The organism is Croceivirga radicis, assembly GCF_002072105.2.
Lineage (GTDB): Bacteria > Bacteroidota > Bacteroidia > Flavobacteriales > Flavobacteriaceae > Croceivirga > Croceivirga radicis.
In genome coordinates, this window is record NZ_MTBC01000003.1 from 324236 (window position 1) to 348510 (window position 24275).

Sequence of the window (24275 nt, forward strand, 5' to 3'; positions counted from 1 at the left end):
ATTATGAAAACAAAATTTATCTATTTTGCAATAATTACTTTGTTGGTATTAAGTTGCAAACAAAAACAAGCAGAAAATACTACGGAAGCTTTACAGGAGACCGTAGAAAAAAATATTTCTATTGTAAAAGATTCTGTAGAAAATAAAAGCACGGCATATGCCTGCCCCATGGATTGTGAGGAAGGTAAAAACTATACAGATAAAGGTAAATGCCCAGTTTGTAAGATGGATTTAGTAGTACAAGCCAATCACCACCAAGACAAAGACCATAAACTATGCCAGTGCAAAGAAGGAGAATGTACCTGTAAAAAAGGAGAATGCAAATGCGGAACGCCCGGGTATGACAACTTCGGCAATAAAATTTAGTTCTTTTAATTTATAGAACGCAAGCCAATTCTATTCCCTTCCGAGTCTAGAAATAATCCCATAAAACCAAGTTCCTCGTTAATTTGGGCTTTTGGTCTCAATATGGTACCTCCGCTCTTCTCAATTAAATTCATTTCTTTTTGCAAGTTAGAGGATTGGAAAAAAATTAGAATTCCTTCAGAACTATTAGGAAAGTAATGTTCTTTGTTTAAAACTAAAGCCCCTATATCTTTTAGTTTTTCATCTTTTTTTGAAATCAGTGCCATTTCTGTAGTTCCAAAATTGTGGTGTTTTATGTGAAATGCAAAGACCGATTCATAAAAAGCAATAGCCCTTTTCATATCAATTACTGGAATTTCAAACCAACATATCATAATTTATTAAGATTTGTTTTCAAGATTTGCTTTTAATGTGCTCAAACCTTCTTCAAAATCCTTACCCACCATTTTGTCCATACTCATAAACAACATCATAATATTCATCGGAAATTTATTTTCACCTGTAAAACCCCATACAACTTTGGTTTTCCCTGCTTCCTCTGTAATTAAAAAATAGCAATTAGAAGTTGATTTAAATGGTTTTAAAAAGCGTAGTTCGCCCTCAATTCTTTCCATTGGTACTATTTTGGTAATTTCCTGTTCCCCCTCTCCTACGTCTTTATTGCCCAACCAATAACTAACCGAACCTACTTCACCATCTACACCACGAAATTCTTTCTTCATATTTGGGTCTTTTTTGGCCCATGGAGACCATGTATCTTGGTATTTTAAAGATTTTAAGACCTCAAAAACCTCGCTTTTAGGCCTATTTATTAAAACAGACCTAGATACATCATAGTTCTTTGGAGCAATCAAAGAAAGTAACAATAGCATACCTATTAACGCCAGAAAAATGTATAGAATTATAATCATGATTTAATTATTGGTTGTAATTAAAGTTAAGCTTTTTATTTATCCTTTAAGTACCTATCTATTATTAAATCAACACTTTTGATAGACTTCTTAGACCAATCCAAACGTTTATCCAATAATTCTTGTGCACTTAATTGCCATGGCATATCGCTTCTGCGCAATTTATCTGCTAAAACCTGAACTAGTATTGCCGCACATACAGAAACATTTAAACTCTCTGAAAAGCCAACCATAGGTACTTTAAGAAAACCATCTGCTTGATCTAGAACCTCTTGGCTTAGTCCTGTTCTTTCCGTACCAAAAAAAAGTGCTGTTTTCTGAGTAAAATTAAAATCTGGTAAATCCACACAGTTACCATGGGGCGTAGTAGCCCAGATTTGATAGCCTTTTTGCTTTAATTGTGTAATACAATCTTTTGTATTGGCATAACGCTCTACATCTACCCATTGCTGCGCCCCCATTGCTATGTTTTTATCCAATCTTTTACCAAAACGGTCTTCTACCACATGTACCGTTTGCACACCAAATGCATCGCAACTTCTTATAACGGCACTGGTGTTGTGTAACTGGTAAACATCTTCAATAGCAACGGTTAAATAATTGGTTCGATTACTCAATATCTCAAGAAAACGAACCTTTCTTTCCTCCGTTAAGTAACTCTCTAGATAAGCTAATAAATCAAAATTGAACATACTGGGAAAGATAAGGAAAATGCTATTTTTATGCTATGAAAAAGGAGAAAGTAGTAGTGCTTACCGGAGCAGGCATGAGCGCTGAAAGTGGGCTAAAAACGTTTAGGGATGCCAATGGCCTCTGGGAAGGTCATGATGTAATGCAAGTAGCTTCACCGGAAGGGTTTGCCAGAAACCCCGAACTAGTATTGGAATTTTACAACCAACGTAGAAGGCAGTTAAAAGAGGTAAGTCCAAACGCAGGCCATTTAGCCTTAGTTAAATTGGAGCAGCAATACGAGGTGGAAATAATAACACAAAACGTAGATAACTTGCACGAGGCTGCTGGTAGTAGTAGCGTTCTACACTTACATGGTGAACTGTTTAAAGTAAGAAGCACGGTAAACGAGGACTATATTTTAGACTGGACCGATGATTTGCTATTGGGAAACCTTGACCAAGAAGGCAATCAATTAAGGCCTCATATAGTATGGTTTGGAGAGATGGTACCATTAATGGATAGAGCCGTTAACGTAATAAGAAAAGCCAACAAGGTAATTATTGTAGGCACTTCTATGCAAGTATACCCCGCGGCCGGTTTGCTAAACTATGCGCCAGCTGGAATTCCAAAATATTTTATTGACCCTAAACCGAGTATTACTAGTAATGATTACAGTAATCTAAAAATTTTAAACGGCACAGCAGCCAGAGGATTACCGGTATTAGTTAACCAGCTTTTGAGCCAAACAAATGAACGCTAAAGAACTTAAAACCGAATTAAACGATAAAAGAATTCGTAAACCAGAGATAGAGCGGTTGGTAACAGAAATAACCTCTAAACCTGATTTAGTGAATACTTTATTGGAAGAAATGTTCTTAGCAGATGCCAAAGGAAACAATTTTAATGCCAGTTGGGTTTTAGATCATGTACTTAGAAAAGAGCTAGCATTAATTTACCCTTACCTTCATTTATTTTGTAAAAGCATATCAAGCTTAAAAAACGAATCTAACTTAAGACCTGTTGCACACATCATAGAAATGTTGGTGCTCCAATACTATGTTAAAAGAGACAAAAAACTTATTACCATCCTAAAAAAAATACAGCTAGAACAATTGACCACAACTTCTTTTGATTGGTTAATTGGGGACCATAAAATTGCCACCCAGGTTTTTTGTACAACAGCATTATACCATTTAGGTACTACGTTTAATTGGGTACACCCAGAATTAATTGGAATTCTAGAAAATAAAATGGATAAAGGTTCTACTGGTTTTAAAAATAGGGCAGAAAAAACATTGAATCTACTATACAAATAAAGACTTTAGGCCATTAAGTTTGGCTATATTTGGCTTTTTAAAATCAAATTACAATGTCTTTGAGTCCGTTAAATGCCATTTCTCCTATAGATGGTAGATATAGAAGTAAAACTGAAAGTTTAGGTAACTACTTTTCTGAAGAAGCATTAATTAAATATCGTGTTCAAGTAGAAATTGAATACTTTATAGCGTTGTGTGAAGTGCCTTTACCACAACTTGCCGATTTTGACACAACAAAATTTGAGGCTTTACGAGCTATTTATACCAACTTTACTACTGAGGATGCCCTGGCCATTAAGGAAATTGAAAAGACCACCAACCACGATGTAAAAGCCGTAGAATATTTTATTAAATCTAAATTCGATGCTTTAGGGTTAGAAAAAGCAAAAGAATTTATTCATTTTGGATTAACCTCCCAAGATATTAACAATACGGCCGTTCCGCTTTCTATTAAAGAAGCCATGAACGATGTTTACGTGCCGCAATATTTTGAAGTATTTAAAAAACTGAACTTGCTGGCAGAAGAATGGGAAAACGTTCCTATGTTGGCAAGAACACATGGGCAACCGGCTTCACCAACAAGATTGGGCAAAGAAATAGCTGTTTTTACCGAGCGTTTAAAACAACAATTCGATTTACTCAACGATATTCCTTCTGCGGCAAAATTTGGTGGCGCAACTGGTAATTATAATGCACATAAAGTAGCTTACCCCACTATTGATTGGAAAGCGTTTGGACAAAAGTTTGTTCAGGAAAAATTAGGTCTACACCACTCTTTTCCTACTACGCAAATAGAACATTATGATCATATGGCTGCTTTGTTTGATGGTTTAAAGCGTATAAATACCATATTAATAGATTTGGACCGCGACATCTGGACCTATATTTCCATGGATTACTTTAAACAGAAAATTAAAGCGGGCGAAGTTGGCTCTTCTGCCATGCCACATAAAGTAAACCCAATAGATTTTGAGAATTCTGAAGGTAATTTAGGCATTGCTAACGCACTTTTTGAACACCTATCCGGTAAATTACCAGTGTCTAGATTGCAACGAGACCTTACGGACAGTACTGTTCTGCGCAACGTAGGTGTTCCGTTTGGACATACTATAATCGCATTCAAAGCCACCTTAAAAGGGTTAAACAAATTGGTTTTGAACCAAGCAAAATTCGATGCTGATTTAGAAGCTAACTGGGCTGTTGTTGCAGAAGCTATACAAACTATCTTACGTAGAGAAAGCTACCCAAATCCTTATGAGGCTTTAAAGGCATTGACAAGAACAAACGAAAAAATAACCCAACAATCTATTGCAAATTTTATAGATACCCTTGATGTGTCTGAAACAATAAAAACAGAATTAAAACAAGTTACCCCGGCCAATTACACCGGTATCTAATTCAAAAAATAAAATTCGTAAAAAAAGCCGCTCTATATGAAGCGGCTTTTTTAGTACAACTGAGGATCGTGTTAATTATCCTTCTTTATGAATTTCCACACTATGTGGGTAAGGAATTTCAATACCAGCTTTATCAAGGGCTATTTTACAATTTTCATATGTAGCAAAATACACATCCCAATAATCTTCTGGTTTACAAAACGGTCTAACAGCAAAATTTACAGAGCTATCTGCCAATTCCATAACATTTACAGAAGGTGCTGGATCTTGTAATACTTTTGGGTTAGACGTAAGCACCTCTAACAACACTTCTTTGGTCTTTTTAATATCCTCATCATAACCAACACCAATAACCGTATCTACACGTATTTTACCCTCTGCGGTATAATTAACAATATTGCCATTAGCCATGGCTCCGTTGGGTACAATAATGAGTTTGTTTTCTGGAGATACCATTTTAGTAGTAAAAATTTCAATCTCTTTTACAACGCCTAAAACACCCTGCGCTTCTATTAAATCGCCAATTTTATACGGTTTAAAAATCATGATTAAAACACCTCCAGCAAAATTACTTAAAGACCCCTGCAATGCTAAACCAACCGCTAAACCAGCTGCAGCAATTACCGCTGCTAAACTTGTAGTTTCTACCCCTAAGGTGGAAATAACGGTAATAATCAAGAATATTTTAAGTCCCCATGTAACCAGGTTTAATAAAAACTTTTGAAGCGATATATCATAGCTACCTTTTGCCATGACTTTTTTAATCATTCCAGTTAATTTTTTAATTACCCAAGAACCGATGATGTAAATTAAAATAGCCTTAAGTACCGGAACACCATAGGTTTCTACATAACCTATTAATGTTTCCATTGAAAGATTTTCCATAATGTTAGGTTTTTAAGTGTTTAGAAAATTAGAAACCAAAACAGTAAGAAAGTCACATGGAACTTTATTTTTTTATGATTTTTGTGCAAAAAAAATCTCGAAGTGTTGATACTTCGAGATTTATTCTTGAAAAGGTATTGGATTTATCCTTTTAGAAATTTGCCAATTTCCCCTAGCTCGTTTCCTTTGTAATCCGATTTTTGAATGGCTTGTATTAGTTGTATCAAATGCGCAGGATTCATATTATTGCCCAGTACACGTACCAAAGCAAATCCTTTATCCTTGCTATGGCCAAAGACGATAACCTCATCAATGGCATTTTCATCACCTAGATATTTTACCACGCCTTTACCGTATTGCGTATTTATTTTCATTAATTCGGTAAAATCATCATTATCCAGAATCCGTGAAACTTGAGCCTGTTCTTGACTAAATTCTTCTATATTATCCTCATTCACTTTAAATGCCAGTAAATTAAATTTCCGTAAAGAAGAAACTGCTTCCTTTTGTGTAGGCGTTAAATCTACCTGATCCATTTTTAGAATACTAGCAGGAATATCTACCACTATAAAATTGGGGTCCTCTTGATTTGTCACAAAGTACTCTTGTAAACTCGGCTCGCTAGAACATGCCGTTAAGAGCAAAACTATGAGTAGTAGCAAGCTAAAATTATTTTTCATATTTTTTTTCATGATTAGTGATTCTTTGAGTCTAAAATTTATCTCCTACCCTTTTGGGCATGCTTAACCTCTTCTGGTAAGTTAAACTTATTTACCAGTGCTCCTACCTTACTTAATTCTATTTTACCGGTGATACTAACTACTACGGTTTCCCTTTTAACATCCTTACTGTCTACCAATAAAAATAACTCTTTAACCACCTCGTCATTATTAGTACTCTTAACGTAAATATTAACGGTAGCATCTTTATCTTTTACCTTCATTAATTCTTGTAAACGTCGCTTTTTTAAATGTACCTCAGCGGTTCTTTTTAAATCGGTGGCTGCGTCAGGCTTGTGGGTCATATACACCTCAATACCTTCAATATTCTTTGCTATATCTAAAAAATCGTTCAAATCTTCATCGTCTGTTTCTATATCTATATGGGCCGCAAGGTTTAGTAAGCCTTTGCTAACCGTTACGGAACCTACGTCTTTAGAGTTTTCAAATTTGTTAAATACAGATTGTGCGTTAGTAAGAATTGGCAAAGCCATTAAACTAAGTAATAAAACTAATTTTTTCATGATTGCTTTTGATTTTTGATTGATTTTAGATTGATGAAAGTACCGGGCCAGTTGGCCCGGGTTTTTTAATTATTTGTTTCCTGCCTTATTCAATTCTTCTGGCAAGTTCATTTTCTTGGTTAAAGAACTAATCTTGTTTAGGTCTATGTCTCCTGTCAAGGAAAGCAAAACAGTTTCGAACTTTCGGCCATTGGCCTCTACGTCTTTTATACCTGTAATAAACATAAGCAACTCGCTAACATGATCACTATCCTTACCCTCTTTAATATAAAATTTTACGTTTGCGTCTTTATCCTTTATACGCATCAATTCTGTTAAAGAAGCCGTTTTAAGGTATTTATCTACATTGTTTTTCATATCGGCTCCTATGGCCTTATCTTCAGTGGTAAATACTTTTAAACTTTTAAGACTGGTAGCAATATCTACAAAGTCTTTGGCTTCTGGGTCATTAACTTCAACATCCAGTTTTGCCAATAGGTTAAACATGCTTTGGTTTACCACTACAGAAGTAACCGCATCTTCTTCTTCGTATTTATCAAATAAAGATTGTGAAATACCAAATAAGGGTAACAATGCTATTAAAGCAATTACAATATTCTTTCTCATTTTAAATTAAATTTAATTTTCGTTATAAATTTTGTCTTTTGAAACTTCAAAGGTCTTTAGATAAGCCATCTTCTGGGTACCCTTACCAAAATTCTCTGCCAACAGATTTAATGCTTTTTTGGTTTGTTGGTAGGCATACCTAGCCTGTTCTTGTTCTAATTGTTTCTGTTCTTGGTAATTACGATAACCAAGTTGACCAAAATATAGGCCTATGACTACTATTACCGATGCTGCAACGGATAACCATCTAAAGTTTACGTTTCTTCTAGGTTTTAATGGTACCTGCTTGGTATACACATCTACTTTAGCCTTATTAAAATACCCGAACATGCTTCTATAGGCTTCTAAATGTTCGGCTATCGTATCTTGTGCAAAATAGTCTCGTAATAGTTTTTCTTCTGCCAATGTAGTATTGGCTTCAAAATATTTTTCTAGTAATACTTCTATTTTCTTATCCAATTCCATAGCTATGTTTTTGTATTAATTTTTCACGTACCGCCTTTCTTGCCCTAGAGAGGGTTACACGTACGGCGGTAGCCTTCATTCCTAACATTTCTTCTATTTCCTCAAAGTCATAGTCTTCTACATCTCTTAATTGTAATACCATTTTTTGTTGCTCGGGCAATTCTTCCATAATTTTCTCTACCCAACTTACGCTATCGGCTTGCTCTACACTACGTTGCAAATTATGTTGGCCATCTTCATAATTGCTATGTACCAATTTTAAATTGCCTGCCTGCTTAGATTTTAAACGGTCTAGGCAAAAGTTTTTTGTCATGGTCATAGCAAAAGCTTCAACACTTTTATAACTTCCCATCTTGTCACTTTTGTTCCATAATTTCAAAAGTACTTCTTGGGTGGCGTCTTCGGCTTCTTCTTTAGATACCAACAACCTTTTAGCCATTCTGTAAAGCTTATCCTTAAAAGGCATTACGGTTGCTAAAAATTCGTTTTGTTTCATTTGGTTGTCTAGTTGGTGTACCCCACATTAAAGTGCGTTACAAAAGGGAGACGAGTTAAAATAATATTTGTTACAAAAGATTTAAAATTTATTAAAAATCCTTGGCACGCTTTTAGCTACTTTCTCTATAATAGTGATGCTTTTTTTAAGATTTATCATTAATTTTCATTTTTAAAATTAAACTATGAAAGAGATTAAAATGTTCCCCATTTTCCTATTGGGACTGCTATTTATTGGCTGTAATAACAATGACGATGGACCCACGCTTACAGAAGAACCCCAGACAGAAGAACCGGTAGCTGAAGAATCAGTACAATTGAATAGTGAGGTTAACGACTTTATTTGGAAAGGGCTCAACTACTGGTATTTTTGGCAAAACGACGTAACGGATCTAGCCGATTCCAAGGACGATGATACAAATGCATATCATACGTATTTAAATAATTACAACTCTTCTAAAGATTTATTTGACGACTTAATTTATACCCAAGCAGATGATTTTTCTTGGTATATAGAAGATGTAGATGAACAGTTAAATAGTTTTAGGGGCATTACCAAATCATACGGCTTAAACTTAGGTTATTTGTTACGGGTATCTGACACTTCTGACGACGTTATTATCTACGTTACCTATGTTACACCAGATTCTCCTGCGGACCAAGCTGGTATAAAAAGAGGCGATTTTATATATAAAGTAGATGGTGTAGCTATGACTATTAACAACTATGATGTGGTAAACAATATTTTTAGAAACGAAAATGTTTCTATTGGTTTAGCAACTGTAGAAAATGGTTCTGTGGTACCACAAGGAAATGACATTGCCCTTTCTGCGGTAGAATTGACTACCAACCCTATTCATCATGCCGAAGTTTTAGAAGTTAGTGGCACAAAAATTGGCTACTTAATGTATACTGGATTTAAAGCCACCTTCCATAGCGAATTAAATGCTGTTTTTGGAGATTTTAAAAGCCAAGGAATAACAGAATTAGTTTTGGATTTACGTTACAATGGCGGTGGTTCAATTTTAAGCTCGGCATTACTTGCAAGCATGATTTATGGTGAAGCTGGTGCCGAACAAGACATATTTGCTACCCTACGGTATAACAATAAAAGAAACGCGGAAAATGGGGTTAGCTACCCTTTCTTTGAAGACGTATTTTTATATGACAAAACCTCTAGTGCCTATCTAGGTTCAGAACCAATGAATAGATTAAACGGTATAACTACCTTATATGTTTTGGCCAGTGAAAGAACGGCTTCGGCAAGTGAAATGATTATTAATGGTTTGCTACCTTATATTAACGTTGTGATTATTGGTGAAAAAACGGTTGGTAAAAACGAAGGGTCAATTACCGTTGTAGATTCACCGGGTACTGGTGATTCTCCGTATTCTGATTTGGACAATAGAAATCCTAATCATACCATAGGTATGCAACCTATTGTACTGCAAGTGTACAATAGTAATAACTCAAGTGATTATGCTGATGGCTTTGAACCAGATGTCACGGTAGTTGAGAGTCAATTTGCTTCAAATTTACTACCTTTTGGAGACCCTAATGAGGTTATGTTAAGTGCCGCATTAGATTTAATCGTTGGTTCTTCTGCAAAAGGTGAGGTTTTTGAAAAATTACCAGAAAACTTTAAATTGAAAGCTGAGTTGCAAAGACCAAAATTCGCTAATGAAATGTATATAGGTCCAAATGAAGAAATTCACTTACAATAACAAGATGCATAAAAGAAAATATAAAACAAGCTACAGCATTATTGGTGTAGCTTTTCTTTTTTTATACGGTTGCAACAATGATGATGATTTTACCGTAAAAGAAGATATAGTTGTTCAAAACTTTATGTGGCGTGCCATGAACCTATGGTATTTTTGGCAACAAGATGTAGAAGATTTAGCAGACAATCGCTTTAATAGTGAGAAAGAATACCAAGACTATCTAGCAGAAACAAGCGACCCTGACTTGTTTTATAAAAGCTTGCAAGTAGAAGAAGACCGTTTTAGCTTTTCTAATGAAGATTATACCACTTTGGTTAACAATTTAAGCGGTGTTTCTAAAAGCAATGGCTTAGAATTTGGTTTGGTACGTTACCCATCGGGCCAAAATATTTTTGGCTATGTACGCTACATAATCCCTAATTCTGATGCTGCTGGCAAAGACATAGAAAGGGGCGATGTTTTTAACCGTGTAAATGGTGTACAACTTACTTTAGATAATTATGTGTCTTTGCTTTTTGGTGACAATGATACCTATACCTTGGGTCTAGGTACTTTTTCTAATGGTAGCGTAATGGATACCAATGAAGAAGTAACCCTTACCAAATTTGAAGGATTGGCAGAAAACCCCATATTTATTGCAAAAACACTTGATGTACAAGGAACCAAAGTAGCCTACTTAATGTACAATGGCTTTACTAATGAATATGACGAACAATTGAATAATGCTTTCGGCGAATTTAAAGCAAACGGTGCCACGGAATTGGTTTTAGATTTTAGATATAACCCGGGTGGCAGCGTAAATTCTTCCAGACTTTTAGCAAGCATGGTATACGGCACTAATACAAATGACCTTTATATAAAGCAACGCTGGAATAATAAAATACAAGAACAATTTGATCCGTCTGATTTAGAAGATTATTTTGCCAACACAGTAGACGATAAACCCTTGAACACCTTAAACCTTTCAAAAGCATACGTAATAACTTCTGCCAGAACTGCTTCTGCAAGCGAACTATTAATAAATGGGCTAGACCCTTATGTTAATATGATAAAGGTTGGTGATACTACCACCGGCAAAAACGAATTTTCTATTACTATGGTAGATGATCCGGATAATAGCTATGTGTATAGGTCTTCAAGAGAAGAAAACATTAATCCGGATAATAGTTGGGCCATACAACCCCTAGTTGGCCGTAATGAAAACTCTGTAGGTTTTTCGGACTATACCGATGGTATAGCACCAAATATTTACCAGAGAGAAGATTATGGTAACCTCGGTGTATTGGGCGAAGAAACAGAGCCTCTGTTGGCACGCTGTTTAGAAGAAATTACGGGCGCTACGGCTAAAGGTTTTACTCCGGTGATTTACAACAAAAAAGAACTTACAGGCTCAGAAATGTTTACGGCAGTCAAAAACAATATGTGGTTAGACAATCCTCCTAGATTAAAATAAAAAAAGCAGCCATTAGGCTGCTTTTTACTTTAAGCACTTCTTTATTTAGTTAGAAGAGACATTCTCATAAACGGCAGCTGGAATAACGCCAACATCTAGGGTTGAAATCAAGGAAATATCTATTAAATCATAAACTTCCACTGCTCCATTACTTACATAATCTTTAGCATCAGAACCGTAAAGGGTTGTACCAATTATATCTATACCATACCAGAACTTGCCGGTAAGAATGGGATTTGTTGGCAAATCGGTAGCGTCTACATTCAAGGTAAACAAATTACCAGCTACCATATAATATAACTCACCGTCTGCATCAACTTCTAGACTACCTGGATGCTCCGTTTCTGCAAATTCTAGTGTCCTAGCAACTGTATTATCCGCTGTTTCAATAACAATTAAAGACCCGCCAGATTCAGTACCTGCCCAAGATGGTACACCTCCGCACAACACAAATAATTCTCCCTCTGCTGTAAGCTGCATGGAATTTGGAGAATCGTCTACAGTTATTTCAACAACAGCACTATTTGTAGTATTGATTGCGGAAACAATATTATTTTGTCCAAAACCACCTTTATGCGCAACATATACCGTTTCTCCATTGGCTAAAATAGCTTCTGGACCTTCAGCAACAGCAATATTACTTTCTATACTATTGGTGGTTAAATTTACAACAGCAACATAATCATCGTCAGGATTGGTACCGTCTCCCCAATTAGTAACATATCCTTTTTCCCCTACAATTGCCATGAATCTAGGGTTTAGCAATCCACTATCAATAGTAGTAATTGACTCAAATGTAAAACGATTTACTACTTCTATTTTCTGTGAATTATTTAAAACGATATAAGCCACATCTCCACTAAATGCAATGCTTTGTCCCGTATCCCCTAATGGTCTCCCATTTACCTCAGAAAAAATTGAAGTTTGATTTGTTTGTAAATCATTAGATAAGAAATCTATTCTGGCGTTTCCTTGGCCAAAATTACCTTCATGCAACAACAATAATCCATTTTCGTAAGGATAACTATCATTATCAACTAGGGTTATGGTCAATTCTTCATCAACAAATTCCGCCATGTCATCACCAGTAATACCGGTAATTGCTATGGTGATTGTTTCCTCTAATTCTACCGTTTCATCATCAATTATTGATAGGGTAATATTAACGGTAGTTGCATCTGCTGTTAAGGTTACGGGGCTAGTAGCAATAGTGTAATCCTCATTAATGGTAGCGGTACCCGATAATTCGTATGCAATTTCTACATCAGTCAAAAATGGATTATTAGTATTTAATGTAATTTCCACATCTCCGTCTTCTTCATTAACGGTAGTAGTAGTAGATAAAGAAATACTTACAGTACCTTCTGGTAAGGTTACATCGTCATCATCAGAACAAGAGACCAATAGTACACCTGCTGTGATAATACTTAAAAAGATTTTTTTCATATTCATATTTAAAAGTTAAGTGTTAGTAAAAAATTATAGTTTCTATTTGGCATCGGCCTAAAAGCAACATTTTCGTAATAGGTGTTATACAAATTTTGCACTCTTATTCCCAGCGTAGTTTGGAGCGCCTTTTTATTGACTAACGGGATTGAAAGACTTGCATTGGCTACAGTATAATCTTCTAACTCATTCCCAATTACCCTAACAGCTCCGTTATACAATTGCTGGTAAGAAAAACGAACGCCTCCATAGTAAAAATCAATATTTACATTACCTCTATGTTTGGGCACGTAAAATAATTGCAAGTCTGTTGTATCATCTATAGAACGTGTAAAACTATAATTAAGGCTAGAAGAGAATTGTAGTTTTTGAAAAAACGCTGCAGCATAATTAAGTTTATATTCTAAGCCATAAATGGTAACACTATCTTCATTAACAGGGGACCAAATGCCATTAGAGTTTGGCAACCACCGTATCATATCTTTTGTTTTTATCAAAAAACCATGCAAAGCTGTTTCGAGATTATTAAAATCCAAAGCATTACCAATATCTATTTGATACGAATTTTCTGGAATCAACTCTAAATTACCACCGGGCTGCCAATACAAATCATTAAACGTAGGCAGATTATAATTACGAGATGCATTCCACCTTAGTGCATAGTTGTTAGATATTTGCCATTCTCCGTTTGTTCCAAAAATTAAAGGAGAACTAAATTCTGAATTGAAATCTTTTCTTGCTTGTAAAGTAACATTTAGGCGGTCTAAATTTTTATATTTTACTAAAAATGTACCTCCACCATTACTCCTGTTTGGTTTTTCTATGGAAGAACCTTCACCTACCAAATGAGTTGCTTCTAAAAATGAATTTAACGTCCATTTCTGGCTTATATTTTTTTCCCATTCATATCTTGCTAGCAACGTATTCACTTGTCCAAAAGAAAAAAAATCGCTTTGCTTGTTTTCAAAATACTTGTACTTTTCAAACAAGTGGACCAAACGTATTTGAGAAGTCGCTTTCTGATGCTTCCAATGCAAGTGCAGCTGAGTTTTTAAGTTTAAATCTTTATACTTACTTCTGGATGGTGCTGTAAGCGTGCCGCTAAATTCACGTTCTCCTAGTTGCGTTTGATGGTATATTTTTAAAATTTGATTCTCACGCAAACGGTGAGCTGCATTCATATTTATTCCCGTACGGGAGAACGCTCCATTTTCATTTATTTGATTTGTATTTAAATATTTATAGTCATTGTCTGACTGTAATTGATTAACCGCTAAGGAAAAAGCCCATTTATCTGAACTAAGATGGTGTTTAGCACTGGTATTAAGGGTGTTAAAACTACCGTAACCAGCAAACAATTTAGTATGTGTTTTTGCATTAAATCTGAGTTCATTACCTAAATGTACACTGCCTCCAATAGCACCTGTTCCATATTGAGCGCTAGCACCACCGCTTTTAACAGTAATAGCATCGTAGTTTATTGCATTAATGGTATTAAAATCTATTTGTCCATTTAAAGGGCTGTTCACGTTTATACCATTCCATACAACTGCAGTATGAGATGCATTGGTCCCCCTAAATGAAGGTGACGCCACCATACCATAACCATTTTGTTTAAAGTAAATTGGAGTATTGAAACCCAAAACATTGGCCAACAATGGGTCATTTTTCTTTAAAATAGAATCTTTAAGTTCCGTTTTTTGATGTCCATCACTAAATTTTTGCAAGCGACTATCTGCAACTACAACTTCCTTCAATTGGGTTATAGGCACATCCTGTGCTTGAAGGCAACTAGTACCTAATAAAAAAAGAATGAAAGAGTAAATAGTTTTCATAACTCTAAAACCTTTATCCCGAAGGCTTTTCTAGTTTAATTAATGAATTTTGGCAGGTCTCCTGACTTGTTTTATGCTATTTTACCTTCCCATCCTAAAAACCGGACAGTGGTTTTGTAGAAAACAGCATCCCTTTTTGGGAACCAAACTCTAGTTTGGTATAAACTTACAGTTGCGGGAACAGTTCTGGAGTTGCACCAGATTCCCTTTTAATCAATTGCACTAGACAACTGAACCAAAAAATCCGGGCAAAACTACATATTTTGTTTAAGGTTATTTCATAAAAATTAAATTCATTTACTTTTGATGCATGAAACAGACCTTTACCATACCACTTTTTGCGCTTGCAATTGTGTTATTTTTTAATGCTTGTAAGAGCGATGTAAAAAAAGAGCAACTACCCACCAACTCAAAATCACAACAATCATTTTTAAAAGTTGCGTATGCTGATGGATTTTCTATAGATATAAATGGCAATTATCCTATCATAAAAGTTAACAAACCTTGGCCGGGTGCCGAACAAGCATTTACCTATGCGGTAATTCCAGATTCTATTTTACCAACTATTACATACCCTGCAGACGCATATGATGCGGTAATTACCACACCTATTAAAAAACTAGTTGTAACCTCTACCACCCATATTCCTGCTTTAGAAAGTTTGGGCGAATTGGACAAGTTGGTTGGTTTTCCAGATACGAAATACATTTCTTCTATGCCGGCTAGAGAGCGAATTAAAAAAGGGCTAATAAAAGAACTTGGGCAGAATGAAAAGTTAAACACAGAAATGACCATTGCCTTACAGCCCGATGTTATCATAGGTTTCAGTATAGATAACCAAAATAGTACCTACTCCACTTTAGAACAAGCCAATATTCCAGTTGTATACAATGGTGATTGGGCGGAAACACATCCGTTAGGAAAAGCGGAATGGATAAAATTCTTTGGTGTACTATTAGGGAAAGAAAAACAAGCAGACAGTATCTTTACCCACATCGCCAAAGACTATAACGCTACTAAAAAACTAGCGCAGAATAAAACCAATAATCCTACGGTAATATCTGGTGCATTGTACAAAGACGTTTGGTATATGCCTACCGGAGAAAGTTGGGCCGCCAAGTTTATAGCGGACGCTGGCGGTAATTATTTATATAAAGATACTAAAGGCAATGGTAGCTTGGCCTTAAGTATAGAAGCCGTTTTACAAAAAGGAACCCAAGCAGATTATTGGATTGGACCTGCGCAATTTACCGCTTACCAAGAAATGAATGCTGCTAACCCACATTACCAACAATTTAAAGCATTTACAGATAAAAAAGTATATACCTTTTCTAACACCAAAGGGCTTACCGGCGGTTTGTTATATTACGAATTAGCCCCACAGAGACCAGATTTGGTCTTAAAAGATTTGGTACATTGGCTTCATCCAGACCTTTTACCTAATTATAGCCCGTATTTTTTTACACCTTTGCGGTAATGACAAAACCATCGTCTTACAAATTAGGCTTTATTGGGCTAACCCTACTTTTACTGTTGTGTATGCTTATTAGCATAAGCTTAGGTTCTGTTTCCATTCCATTAGGCGATACCTTTAGTATTTTATTGGGGCAACCAAGAACCGAAATGGGCTGGGAGTATATTATCTGGAATTATCGCTTACCCAAAACTATTGCAGCAGTTCTAATAGGTGGTGGGCTAGCAGTGAGCGGACTCTTGATGCAAACCTTATTCAGAAATCCTTTAGCAGGTCCTTTTGTATTGGGTATTAGCTCTGGAGCAAGTTTAGGGGCAGCCTTACTACTACTGGGTGGTACTAGTTTGGGCCTAACCCAATTATTTTGGTTAAATGATGTAGCTATTGCCATCGCTGCAAGTTTAGGTAGTTTTTTGATACTTTTAATTGTTATAGTGGTTGCCAATAGCGTAAAAGATACTATGGCCTTACTTATTATCGGTTTAATGTTCGGTAGTATAACTTCTGCTGTAGTTAGTATTCTGTCCTACTTTTCCAAAGCTGAACAATTACAACGGTTTATTTTTTGGTCTTATGGTTCTGTGGGCAATCTATCTTGGCAAAAAGTAGGTGTTTTGGCACTGCTATTACTCGTAGGGCTTACCATTTGCCTATTTTGTATAAAATCGTTAAACGCCTTTCTTTTAGGCGAACAATACGCGCAAAGCATGGGTATTCCAGTAAAAAAGACAAAATTCTTTATAATTATTGCCACAGGAATAGTTGCTGGTGCCATTACAGCTTTTGCCGGACCAATTGCTTTTATAGGGCTAGCCGTTCCACACTTAACCAGGCAATGGTTCAAAACTATGGACCACAAAATATTATTGCCTGCGGTATTTTTATACGGTGCCTTGTTGTTACTTATTTGCGATACTATTGCACAATTGCCTACTGCTGCCACTGTATTACCTATTAATGCAATTACTTCTATTGTTGGTGCGCCTGTTGTAATTTGGCTATTGGTAAGAAAACGAAAAATGCTGTTTTAATGGAAAAATACATCCAAGTAGAGGATTTAAATATAGGCTACGGTAAAACCAGCATTGCCAACAAAATAAACTTTAGTATACCAAAGGGATCCTTAACCGCAATTGTTGGCATTAATGGAATAGGAAAATCTACACTTTTACGTACGCTGTCTGGTATGCAACCTCCATTGTCCGGCACTATAAACTTAGACGGTAAACAGATAGCAGACTATACATCTTCAAGCTTGGCACAAAAACAGGCAATGGTTTTAACTACCCCCATAGCAACCAAAAATTTAAAAGTTGCAGAGCTAATAGCAATGGGTCGGCATCCGTATACCAACTGGCTAGGCACATTGGGTAGCTATGATAAAGAAATTATCAAACAACAGCTACATATCTTTTCTTTAGAAGACCTGAAAGACAAATATTGTTTTGAGTTGAGTGATGGGCAAATGCAACGCGTACTCATTGCACGTGCTATGGCGCAAGAAACCCCTTTGGTATATTTAGATGAACCTACTACGCATCTAGACTTATCGCACAAAGTGCATATTTTAAAACTCTTACATCGTTTTGCAACAAAACACCAACGCACCATTGTTTTTACAACCCATGAGGTAGAGCTAGCCATTCAATTATGCGATTATATGTTGCTTTTAGATGGGAAAGAAAATGCCTTTGCAGCTCCATGCGAACTTATAGAAAAAGGAAGTTTTGAAACGCTGTTCCCAAAAGATTTAATACAATTTGATGCCCGGACGGGTAGCTTTAAAATCACAAAATAGATAACCTTGTTGCCCCCTACTTGGCGCAGATTATTTTATCTTTATCCGAAGTTTTTTATTTCCATGGACACTACTATTATTTACATTATCCTGGCTTTGGTTTGCTTGGGATTAGGCATTTTTTTAGGGCTTTATATTCAAAAGCTAAAAACAAAGTCGAGCACCGATGTATGGCAGGAGCGAGAAAATCAATTGAACGCCACATTAACTAGTTTAAATCAAAAACTGGTAGCCTCAGATGACGAAAAGCGTCAAATTCTGCAAGAAAAAGAACTTTTAGGTAATAAAATTGTTCGGTACCAAGCAGATTTAGAACACTTGCAACAGGTAAATCAAGAACAAAAAGATGAAGTAGAAAAGCTTCAAGAAAAATTCACCAAGGATTTTGAAAATTTGGCCAATAAGATTTTAGACGAAAAGAGTTCGAAATTCACAGAACAAAATCAGAAGAACATTAAATTAATCTTGAGTCCGTTACAAGAAAAAATTCAGCTGTTTGAGCGTAAGGTAGAACAAACACAAAAAGAGAACATCAGCATACATTCAGCTTTAAAAGAGCAACTGATTCATTTACAAAGCCAAAACTTAAAAATTACGCAAGAAGCAGAAAACTTGACCAAAGCATTAAAAGGCGATAGTAAAATGCAAGGTAATTGGGGGGAACTTGTGCTAGAGCGCGTGTTGGAGAAATCTGGATTGGAAAAAGACCGTGAATATAGCGTACAACAAAGTTTTAAAAGGGAAGATGGTAGTAGGGTAATGCCAGATGTAATCATCCATTTACCAGATGGCAAAAAAATGGTAGTAGATTCTAAGGTCTCTTTAACAGATTACGAACGTTTTACCAATGCGGAAGAAATAGACAAACCCAGGTTTTTAAAAGACCACATAAATTCTTTAAGACGCCATGTAGAACAACTTTCTGCTAAAAAATATGAAGATTTATATGAAATGGAGAGTCCGGATTTTGTACTTATGTTCGTACCTATAGAGCCTGCATTCGCCATTGCTATTAACGAGGATAGTACGCTGTATAATAAAGCTTTTGAGCAAAATATTGTCATAGTTACCCCTTCTACCCTTTTGGCCACCTTACGTACCATAGACACCATGTGGAACAATGAAAAGCAACAAAAAAATGCTATTGAAATTGCAAGACAAGCGGGTGCTTTATATGATAAGTTTGAAGGTTTTATGAATGATTTGACCAAGGTGGGCAAAAAAATGGACGAGGCTAAAAGCGAATATAAAGGTGCCATGAACAAGCTGTTTGAAGGTCGAGGCAACATCATTACCAGCATAGAGAAACTTAAAAAAATGGGGGCTAAAGCGAAAAAATCGTTACCAGAACCTATTTTAAAACGCGCTAAGGAAGATTTAGAAGACGAAACCCCTGAACAATTAGAAGAACAATCTAAATTAAAGTTATAATGAGAAAAGTTTTATTCATAGTCATTGCCGCTATTGTAGTAGGATTGGCCAGTTATTTTGCATTCATCTATTATGTTCCGTTTAGCGAGGGGTACCGCTCTGGAGAGTTGATCAAATTTAGTAGAAAAGGCGTAATGGTAAAAACTTGGGAAGGCGAAATAAGTCAGGGTATCTCTGGTGCGCAAATCTTTTCGTTTTCCGTGCAAGATTCTGAAAAAGAGGTAATTCAAAAATTAAAAGATTACCAAGGAGAATACGTGAAAGTTTCCTACATAGAGCGTTATTCAACATTCTTTTGGTTGGGAGATACCAAATACTTTATAACCGACGTAAAACAGGAAAAATCACCTCATTTTAATAATTAGGATGAAAAAGTATAAATCGGCCAAAGAATCTCAAGTTTCCATAACGGAACTAATGTTGCCTTCTCATTCTAACTTTGGAGGTAAGGTACATGGTGGTCACATTCTTAACTTAATGGACCAAATAGCCTTTGCGTGTGCCAGTAAACACTCTCAAGCCTATTGTGTAACCGCAAGTGTTAACAGAGTAGATTTTTTACAACCCGTAGAAGTAGGTGAATTACTTACCCTAAAAGCCTCTATTAACTATACAGGAAATACCAGTATGGTGGTTGGGGTACGTGTAGAAGCAGAAAATGTAACTACGGGAGTAGTAAAACATTGTAACTCGTCCTATTTTACCATGGTTGCAAAGGGTGATAATGGAAAAAATTTAAAAGTTCCGGGACTCATAATCAAAGATAAACAAGCATTACGCCGTTTTGCACGTAGTATTGAACGTAAAATGGCCATGTTTCAACGCGATACAAAATTTGATGATAAAAACTTTAAGGTAGAAGACTACTTGGGTCAACTTAAAAAAGAGAATATAAAGCTAGCGCTGGACTAAAGTCCAGCTGCTGCTTCTTTATCTAAAAACCAAAGTAAATTACCCGATTTGGGTTTTACCAACGCAGCAGGATACTGTTTAAAGCCCTCCTTTTCTTGATGTATAATGGCTACTTTTTCTTCTTTAGCTGCTCCCGTAACCAAAAAGGCAACTTCTTTAGCAGTATTTATTACAGCCCCGTTTAAGGATACTCTTTTTTGACCAGAATCTGGATGTGTAGCTACCACGCAATGGTCCTCTGCATCCCAAAGTTCTATCTCGTGCGGAAATATAGACGCAGTGTGGCCATCGTCTCCCATACCTAAGATAATTAAATCGAATTGCGGTACGCCTTCTACTCTATCTAGATTTATCTCTAACAAGTTGGCGTAGCGCATGGCTTCACCTTTAGGGTCATTTTCGCCCAAAATGCGATGTATATTTTCTTCAGGAACATCAATTCTATCGAATAAATGTTCCTTTGTCATCTTATAATTGCTTTGTTCATCTGTTGGCGGCACACAACGTTCATCTCCCCAATAAAAGTGAACATTTTTCCAATTTATATTGTCGCCATAAGCATCTGCAAGCGTGTCAAAAACAATTCTAGGCGTACTACCACCAGATAATGCTACATTAAAAGGTTTATCTTGCCTTGTTTGTTCTGCAAAATAGGCCGAAAATTCGGTCGCTACCGTTTGTTTATCCTCGTATACTTTAACTTCCATTTTCTTTTAATCCTTAACAAATTACACAATAACCGGGATCGTCCGTTAAATGCGGACCGGGATTACGCCATTCTCCAATACCATCTATTAAGTCATGAGAATTCTCTGGGCCCCAAACACCAGCAGCATAACCATACATGCGTACATCCTTACCTTTTTCCCAATAGTCCAAAATTGGATCTACAAACTCCCAGGCCGCTTCTACTTCATCGGCGCGGGCATATAAAGTAGCATCGCCTTGCATCGCGTCTAAAATTAAACGTTCGTACGCTTCCATAACGTAGGTCTCTGCCAAACTGGAATAGTAAAAATCAAGATTGGCACGTTCTACTTTAAAACCTTGCCCTGGAACTTTAACCCCAAATTTTATTAATATCCCTTCGTCTGGCTGTATACGAATAATCAGCTTATTATCCCTATTTTCCATTCCAGAATCCTTGAAGATTTGATGGTGCGGCGTTTTAAAATGAATTACCACTTCCGTTACCTTGGTAGGCATACGCTTAGCCGTACGCACATAAAATGGTACATCTTTCCAGCGCCAGTTATCTACAAAAAACTTAACTGCGGCAAAGGTTTCAGTAGTAGAATTTGCATCTACACCCTCCTCTTCTCGGTAGCCTTTTACTTTATCTCCGTCTATAGTAGACGCTACATATTGTGCTCTTATGGTGTTTTCATATAATTCTTCCTCGGATTTCATTACCCGAATAGATTTTATAGCTTTCACCTTTTCATTTCTAATATCTTCTGGGGCGTCGCTAATTGGCGGTTCCATAACCACTAAGGATACAATTTGTAACAAATGGTTTTGAAACATATCACGTAACGCACCAGATTTATCATAATATCCACCTCGTTTTTCTACCCCAACACTTTCGGCATTAGTTATTTCTACATGGTGAATATAATTTCGGTTCCAAAGTGGTTCAAAAATACTATTGGCAAAACGCGTTACCAATAAATTTTGTACCGTTTCTTTACCCAAATAATGATCTATACGGTAAATTTGATGCTCTTTAAAAAATTGCTGTAATCCCTTATTTAATTGCTTGGCGGTTTCTAAGCTGTAGCCAAATGGTTTTTCTACTATTAAGCGTTTCCAACCGTTATTTTGAGTGTTCATACCCGCATCCGCTAAGCGTTGGGCTATGGTTTCGTATAAAGTTGGGGGCGTGGACAAATAATAGATAATATTGCCAGAGGTATTGTATTTGTTCTTTAAGTCTTCTACTCTTTTACGTAATCGTGTATAGTCCGTGTCATAAGAACCTCCCAAATCCTCATAAAAAAACTTATTGGAAAAAGCCTCAATTTTTTCCTTATCTAATTTTTCCAATTTCTTTTCTAGATAAGTGCTTTCGGTCACCACTTTTTTCCTAAAAGCAGTGTCTGTCATATCACTTCTACTGGCACCTAAAACCACAAAGTTTTCTGGTAAATGCCCGGATATAAATAAATTAAAAAGGGAAGGGACTAATTTTCTGGCCGTTAGGTCGCCAGACGCCCCAAATATTACAAGAATTTGATTTTCTGTTTTTTTCGCCATTACATTTACCCTTTATTTGAGGGAGACGAATATAACGTTTATTTTAGGTAAAGATTTATAGAATTCACTTACTTAGCAATGTCTTAACAGACACAATAAGATATGTAATATGACAAACAAGTATGATTTTGGGCTGGTGGGCTTAGGTGTAATGGGACGAAATTTTATCCTTAATGTTGCCGATAATGGTTTTACCGCTTACGGAAACGATTTGGATAAAGAAAAAGTAGAAGCGTTAAAGCAAGAAGGTGGAGATACGGCAAAAGTTGATGCCAGTACTGACGCCAAAACTTTTGTTGCCGCTTTAAAGACTCCTAGAAAAATAATGCTGTTGGTGCCTGCAGGTAAAATTGTGGACAATGTAATTGAAAGCCTTTTACCTTTATTGGACAAGGGAGATATTATAATTGATGGTGGAAATTCTTTTTTCACGGATACGGACCGTAGGGAGGCCTATTTAAAAGAAAAAGGCATTAACTTTTTTGGTGCTGGGGTTTCTGGTGGTGCCAAAGGAGCACGTAAAGGACCAAGCATTATGCCAGGTGGTAGCCAAGATGCCTACCAGCATGTAAAACCTATTTTTGAAGCCGTATCTGCCAAATACAATAACGAACCATGTGTTGCCTATTTAGGACCTAAATCTGCAGGGAACTACGTAAAAATGGTTCATAATGGTATTGAATATGGCCTAATGCAACTGACTTCTGAGATTTATGACCTACTAAAAAAAGCAGGTAATCTAACCAATGAAGAGTTGCACCATACTTATGCCAAATGGAATAGCGGTAGACTACAATCTTTCTTGGTAGAAATTACCTCAGAAATATTTGCAAAAAAAGACACCGAGACCGATGGGGATTTGGTAGACAAGATTTTAGATAAAGCAAAGCAAAAAGGAACTGGCAAATGGACCTCTCAAAATGCAATGGATTTGGGTATTCCCGTACCTACGATTGATATTGCCGTGAGTATGAGGGAGATTTCCGCATTAAAGGCAGAACGTACCAAAGCAGACGAACTTTACGATAGACCAAACCCTGAGGAGGTTATGAAAAAAGCTTTGATCGAGAAGGCAGAAAACGCATTATATTTTGCCTTTATCATGGCTTATGCCCAAGGCATGCACCAATTAGCAGATGCTAGTAAAGAATATGGTTATAACCTTAACCTTGGCGAAATTGCTAAAATTTGGAGAGCAGGGTGTATTATACGCGCTGGTTTATTAGCAGATATTACGGAGGCGTTCCAAGCCAATCCAGAACTACAAAACCTATTGTTGGCACCAAGTTTTGTAGAGAAAGTAAAAGGATCCGTGAAAGCTACAAGAGAATTGGTAGCCTATGGTGCAACTAATGGTATTCCTTTACCTGGTTTATCCAATTCACTTACCTATTTTGATGCCTACACCTCTGAACGTTTGCCATTGAATTTAATACAAGCCCAGCGCGATTTTTTTGGTTCTCATACGTATGAAAGAGTAGATAAAGATGGTATTTTTCACACTGAGTGGGAAGCATAAGCCCTCTATCATAAAACTAAAAATGCCCCGTAAATCTACGGGGCATTTTTTTTATATCAACATTGTTCTTG

At 36.3% G+C, this 24275-nt stretch carries 26 protein-coding genes and 1 riboswitch; of the genes, 13 read left to right on the forward strand and 13 right to left on the reverse strand.

Annotation, left to right across the window (positions count from 1 at the left end):
• The first annotated feature begins 3 nt into the window (after window positions 1-3).
• Window positions 4-366 (forward strand): heavy metal-binding domain-containing protein, encoded by a 363-nt coding sequence (locus tag BUL40_RS06330; RefSeq protein WP_095529364.1) that lies wholly within the window; start codon window positions 4-6, stop codon window positions 364-366.
• A gap of 5 nt (window positions 367-371) precedes the next feature.
• Here BUL40_RS06330 and BUL40_RS06335 read toward each other — a convergent pair whose 3' ends face one another.
• From BUL40_RS06335 to BUL40_RS06345, 3 genes are read right to left on the reverse strand one after another with little or no spacing between them, the layout of a single operon-like run.
• The gene (locus tag BUL40_RS06335) at window positions 372-740 is read right to left on the reverse strand and encodes a VOC family protein (RefSeq protein WP_141239644.1); all 369 of its coding nucleotides are present in this window, start codon (window positions 738-740) and stop codon (window positions 372-374) included.
• Window positions 741-746: 6 nt separating this feature from the next.
• Window positions 747-1277: an SRPBCC family protein gene (locus tag BUL40_RS06340; RefSeq protein WP_080318528.1), complete on the reverse strand. Its 531-nt coding sequence runs from the start codon at window positions 1275-1277 to the stop codon at window positions 747-749.
• A gap of 35 nt (window positions 1278-1312) precedes the next feature.
• Entirely contained in the window at window positions 1313-1969 is a 657-nt protein-coding gene (locus BUL40_RS06345) for a TrmH family RNA methyltransferase (protein WP_010517922.1), read from the reverse strand.
• A gap of 35 nt (window positions 1970-2004) precedes the next feature.
• Between BUL40_RS06345 and BUL40_RS06350 the strand changes: the two genes are divergently transcribed.
• The 3 genes from BUL40_RS06350 to purB are packed head-to-tail and all read left to right on the forward strand — an operon-like array spanning window position 2005 to window position 4662.
• Window positions 2005-2709 carry an SIR2 family NAD-dependent protein deacylase gene (locus tag BUL40_RS06350; RefSeq protein WP_080318529.1) on the forward strand — a complete coding sequence of 235 codons (705 nt, stop codon included), beginning with the start codon at window positions 2005-2007 and terminating at the stop codon, window positions 2707-2709.
• A complete protein-coding gene (locus BUL40_RS06355) occupies window positions 2699-3265 on the forward strand; it encodes a hypothetical protein (RefSeq protein WP_080318530.1) in 567 nt (188 codons plus the stop codon). The genes BUL40_RS06350 and BUL40_RS06355 overlap by 11 nt, the downstream gene beginning before the upstream one ends.
• A gap of 53 nt (window positions 3266-3318) precedes the next feature.
• The gene (purB, locus tag BUL40_RS06360; protein ID WP_080318531.1) at window positions 3319-4662 is read left to right on the forward strand and encodes an adenylosuccinate lyase; all 1344 of its coding nucleotides are present in this window, start codon (window positions 3319-3321) and stop codon (window positions 4660-4662) included.
• A gap of 75 nt (window positions 4663-4737) precedes the next feature.
• Here the strand turns inward: purB and BUL40_RS06365 are convergent, their stop codons facing one another.
• The 6 genes from BUL40_RS06365 to BUL40_RS06390 form a co-directional block, all read right to left on the reverse strand.
• Entirely contained in the window at window positions 4738-5547 is an 810-nt protein-coding gene (locus BUL40_RS06365; RefSeq protein ID WP_010517928.1) for a mechanosensitive ion channel family protein, read from the reverse strand.
• A gap of 143 nt (window positions 5548-5690) precedes the next feature.
• The gene (locus BUL40_RS06370) at window positions 5691-6227 is read right to left on the reverse strand and encodes a DUF4252 domain-containing protein (protein WP_244901832.1); all 537 of its coding nucleotides are present in this window, start codon (window positions 6225-6227) and stop codon (window positions 5691-5693) included.
• A gap of 38 nt (window positions 6228-6265) precedes the next feature.
• Window positions 6266-6790, reverse strand: a complete 525-nt coding sequence (locus tag BUL40_RS06375) for a DUF4252 domain-containing protein (RefSeq protein ID WP_080318533.1) — start codon at window positions 6788-6790, stop codon at window positions 6266-6268.
• Window positions 6791-6859: 69 nt separating this feature from the next.
• Window positions 6860-7396, reverse strand: a complete 537-nt coding sequence (locus BUL40_RS06380) for a DUF4252 domain-containing protein (protein WP_010517931.1) — start codon at window positions 7394-7396, stop codon at window positions 6860-6862.
• A gap of 12 nt (window positions 7397-7408) precedes the next feature.
• Window positions 7409-7861 (reverse strand): hypothetical protein, encoded by a 453-nt coding sequence (locus tag BUL40_RS06385; protein ID WP_010517932.1) that lies wholly within the window; start codon window positions 7859-7861, stop codon window positions 7409-7411.
• A complete protein-coding gene (locus tag BUL40_RS06390) occupies window positions 7848-8357 on the reverse strand; it encodes an RNA polymerase sigma factor (RefSeq protein ID WP_080318534.1) in 510 nt (169 codons plus the stop codon). The genes BUL40_RS06385 and BUL40_RS06390 overlap by 14 nt, the downstream gene beginning before the upstream one ends.
• Before the next feature lie 184 nt (window positions 8358-8541).
• On the opposite strand from BUL40_RS06390, the gene BUL40_RS06395 reads away from it, so the two are divergent.
• Together BUL40_RS06395 and BUL40_RS06400 are read left to right on the forward strand one after the other, a co-directional pair.
• Entirely contained in the window at window positions 8542-10080 is a 1539-nt protein-coding gene (locus BUL40_RS06395) for a S41 family peptidase (protein WP_080318535.1), read from the forward strand.
• Window positions 10081-10084: 4 nt separating this feature from the next.
• Entirely contained in the window at window positions 10085-11533 is a 1449-nt protein-coding gene (locus BUL40_RS06400) for a S41 family peptidase (protein ID WP_244901833.1), read from the forward strand.
• Between the two features lie 45 nt (window positions 11534-11578).
• On the opposite strand, the gene BUL40_RS06405 is transcribed toward BUL40_RS06400, so the two are convergent.
• A complete protein-coding gene (locus BUL40_RS06405) occupies window positions 11579-12979 on the reverse strand; it encodes a DUF5074 domain-containing protein (RefSeq protein ID WP_176465454.1) in 1401 nt (466 codons plus the stop codon).
• Window positions 12980-12987: 8 nt separating this feature from the next.
• Window positions 12988-14814: a TonB-dependent receptor plug domain-containing protein gene (locus tag BUL40_RS06410; protein ID WP_080318538.1), complete on the reverse strand. Its 1827-nt coding sequence runs from the start codon at window positions 14812-14814 to the stop codon at window positions 12988-12990.
• 34 nt (window positions 14815-14848) lie between these two features.
• Window positions 14849-15069: riboswitch (cobalamin riboswitch) on the reverse strand.
• A gap of 55 nt (window positions 15070-15124) precedes the next feature.
• Between BUL40_RS06410 and BUL40_RS06415 the strand changes: the two genes are divergently transcribed.
• The 6 genes from BUL40_RS06415 to BUL40_RS06440 all read left to right on the forward strand — a co-directional run bounded on the left by BUL40_RS06415 (window position 15125) and on the right by BUL40_RS06440 (window position 20429).
• On the forward strand, window positions 15125-16291 hold the full coding sequence (locus BUL40_RS06415) for an ABC transporter substrate-binding protein (RefSeq protein ID WP_080318539.1): 1167 nt from the start codon (window positions 15125-15127) through the stop codon (window positions 16289-16291).
• A complete protein-coding gene (locus BUL40_RS06420; protein ID WP_080318540.1) occupies window positions 16291-17319 on the forward strand; it encodes an iron ABC transporter permease in 1029 nt (342 codons plus the stop codon). The genes BUL40_RS06415 and BUL40_RS06420 overlap by 1 nt, the downstream gene beginning before the upstream one ends.
• Entirely contained in the window at window positions 17319-18086 is a 768-nt protein-coding gene (locus tag BUL40_RS06425) for an ABC transporter ATP-binding protein (protein ID WP_080318541.1), read from the forward strand. Before BUL40_RS06420 ends, BUL40_RS06425 begins: the two co-directional genes overlap by 1 nt.
• A gap of 63 nt (window positions 18087-18149) precedes the next feature.
• Window positions 18150-19517 (forward strand): DNA recombination protein RmuC, encoded by a 1368-nt coding sequence (gene rmuC, locus BUL40_RS06430; RefSeq protein ID WP_080318542.1) that lies wholly within the window; start codon window positions 18150-18152, stop codon window positions 19515-19517.
• Window positions 19517-19882, forward strand: coding sequence for a 6-phosphogluconate dehydrogenase (locus tag BUL40_RS06435; RefSeq protein WP_080318543.1), 366 nt, complete (start codon window positions 19517-19519; stop codon window positions 19880-19882). The genes rmuC and BUL40_RS06435 overlap by 1 nt, the downstream gene beginning before the upstream one ends.
• 1 nt (window position 19883) lies before the next feature.
• The gene (locus BUL40_RS06440) at window positions 19884-20429 is read left to right on the forward strand and encodes an acyl-CoA thioesterase (protein WP_080318544.1); all 546 of its coding nucleotides are present in this window, start codon (window positions 19884-19886) and stop codon (window positions 20427-20429) included.
• Here the strand turns inward: BUL40_RS06440 and pgl are convergent.
• The gene (gene pgl, locus BUL40_RS06445; RefSeq protein ID WP_080318545.1) at window positions 20426-21136 is read right to left on the reverse strand and encodes a 6-phosphogluconolactonase; all 711 of its coding nucleotides are present in this window, start codon (window positions 21134-21136) and stop codon (window positions 20426-20428) included. The two genes, BUL40_RS06440 and pgl, sit on opposite strands and share 4 nt — an antisense overlap.
• Before the next feature lie 13 nt (window positions 21137-21149).
• Window positions 21150-22685: a glucose-6-phosphate dehydrogenase gene (zwf, locus tag BUL40_RS06450; RefSeq protein ID WP_080318546.1), complete on the reverse strand. Its 1536-nt coding sequence runs from the start codon at window positions 22683-22685 to the stop codon at window positions 21150-21152.
• A 109-nt stretch (window positions 22686-22794) separates the two neighbouring features.
• On the opposite strand from zwf, the gene gndA reads away from it, so the two are divergent.
• Window positions 22795-24204, forward strand: coding sequence for an NADP-dependent phosphogluconate dehydrogenase (gndA, locus tag BUL40_RS06455; protein ID WP_080318547.1), 1410 nt, complete (start codon window positions 22795-22797; stop codon window positions 24202-24204).
• Window positions 24205-24275: the final 71 nt, after the last annotated feature.

Bases quoted from the DNA above. Each gene is read 5' to 3' on its own strand.
- BUL40_RS06330 (WP_095529364.1), top strand. From the start codon at position 4: ATGAAAACAAAATTTATCTATTTTGCAATAATTACTTTGTTGGTATTA.
- BUL40_RS06335 (WP_141239644.1), bottom strand. From the start codon at position 740: ATGATATGTTGGTTTGAAATTCCAGTAATTGATATGAAAAGGGCTATT.
- BUL40_RS06340 (WP_080318528.1), bottom strand. From the start codon at position 1,277: ATGATTATAATTCTATACATTTTTCTGGCGTTAATAGGTATGCTATTG.
- BUL40_RS06345 (WP_010517922.1), bottom strand. From the start codon at position 1,969: ATGTTCAATTTTGATTTATTAGCTTATCTAGAGAGTTACTTAACGGAG.
- BUL40_RS06350 (WP_080318529.1), top strand. From the start codon at position 2,005: ATGAAAAAGGAGAAAGTAGTAGTGCTTACCGGAGCAGGCATGAGCGCT.
- BUL40_RS06355 (WP_080318530.1), top strand. From the start codon at position 2,699: ATGAACGCTAAAGAACTTAAAACCGAATTAAACGATAAAAGAATTCGT.
- purB (WP_080318531.1), top strand. From the start codon at position 3,319: ATGTCTTTGAGTCCGTTAAATGCCATTTCTCCTATAGATGGTAGATAT.
- BUL40_RS06365 (WP_010517928.1), bottom strand. From the start codon at position 5,547: ATGGAAAATCTTTCAATGGAAACATTAATAGGTTATGTAGAAACCTAT.
- BUL40_RS06370 (WP_244901832.1), bottom strand. From the start codon at position 6,227: ATGAAAAATAATTTTAGCTTGCTACTACTCATAGTTTTGCTCTTAACG.
- BUL40_RS06375 (WP_080318533.1), bottom strand. From the start codon at position 6,790: ATGAAAAAATTAGTTTTATTACTTAGTTTAATGGCTTTGCCAATTCTT.
- BUL40_RS06380 (WP_010517931.1), bottom strand. From the start codon at position 7,396: ATGAGAAAGAATATTGTAATTGCTTTAATAGCATTGTTACCCTTATTT.
- BUL40_RS06385 (WP_010517932.1), bottom strand. From the start codon at position 7,861: ATGGAATTGGATAAGAAAATAGAAGTATTACTAGAAAAATATTTTGAA.
- BUL40_RS06390 (WP_080318534.1), bottom strand. From the start codon at position 8,357: ATGAAACAAAACGAATTTTTAGCAACCGTAATGCCTTTTAAGGATAAG.
- BUL40_RS06395 (WP_080318535.1), top strand. From the start codon at position 8,542: ATGAAAGAGATTAAAATGTTCCCCATTTTCCTATTGGGACTGCTATTT.
- BUL40_RS06400 (WP_244901833.1), top strand. From the start codon at position 10,085: ATGCATAAAAGAAAATATAAAACAAGCTACAGCATTATTGGTGTAGCT.
- BUL40_RS06405 (WP_176465454.1), bottom strand. From the start codon at position 12,979: ATGAAAAAAATCTTTTTAAGTATTATCACAGCAGGTGTACTATTGGTC.
- BUL40_RS06410 (WP_080318538.1), bottom strand. From the start codon at position 14,814: ATGAAAACTATTTACTCTTTCATTCTTTTTTTATTAGGTACTAGTTGC.
- BUL40_RS06415 (WP_080318539.1), top strand. From the start codon at position 15,125: ATGAAACAGACCTTTACCATACCACTTTTTGCGCTTGCAATTGTGTTA.
- BUL40_RS06420 (WP_080318540.1), top strand. From the start codon at position 16,291: ATGACAAAACCATCGTCTTACAAATTAGGCTTTATTGGGCTAACCCTA.
- BUL40_RS06425 (WP_080318541.1), top strand. From the start codon at position 17,319: ATGGAAAAATACATCCAAGTAGAGGATTTAAATATAGGCTACGGTAAA.
- rmuC (WP_080318542.1), top strand. From the start codon at position 18,150: ATGGACACTACTATTATTTACATTATCCTGGCTTTGGTTTGCTTGGGA.
- BUL40_RS06435 (WP_080318543.1), top strand. From the start codon at position 19,517: ATGAGAAAAGTTTTATTCATAGTCATTGCCGCTATTGTAGTAGGATTG.
- BUL40_RS06440 (WP_080318544.1), top strand. From the start codon at position 19,884: ATGAAAAAGTATAAATCGGCCAAAGAATCTCAAGTTTCCATAACGGAA.
- pgl (WP_080318545.1), bottom strand. From the start codon at position 21,136: ATGGAAGTTAAAGTATACGAGGATAAACAAACGGTAGCGACCGAATTT.
- zwf (WP_080318546.1), bottom strand. From the start codon at position 22,685: ATGGCGAAAAAAACAGAAAATCAAATTCTTGTAATATTTGGGGCGTCT.
- gndA (WP_080318547.1), top strand. From the start codon at position 22,795: ATGACAAACAAGTATGATTTTGGGCTGGTGGGCTTAGGTGTAATGGGA.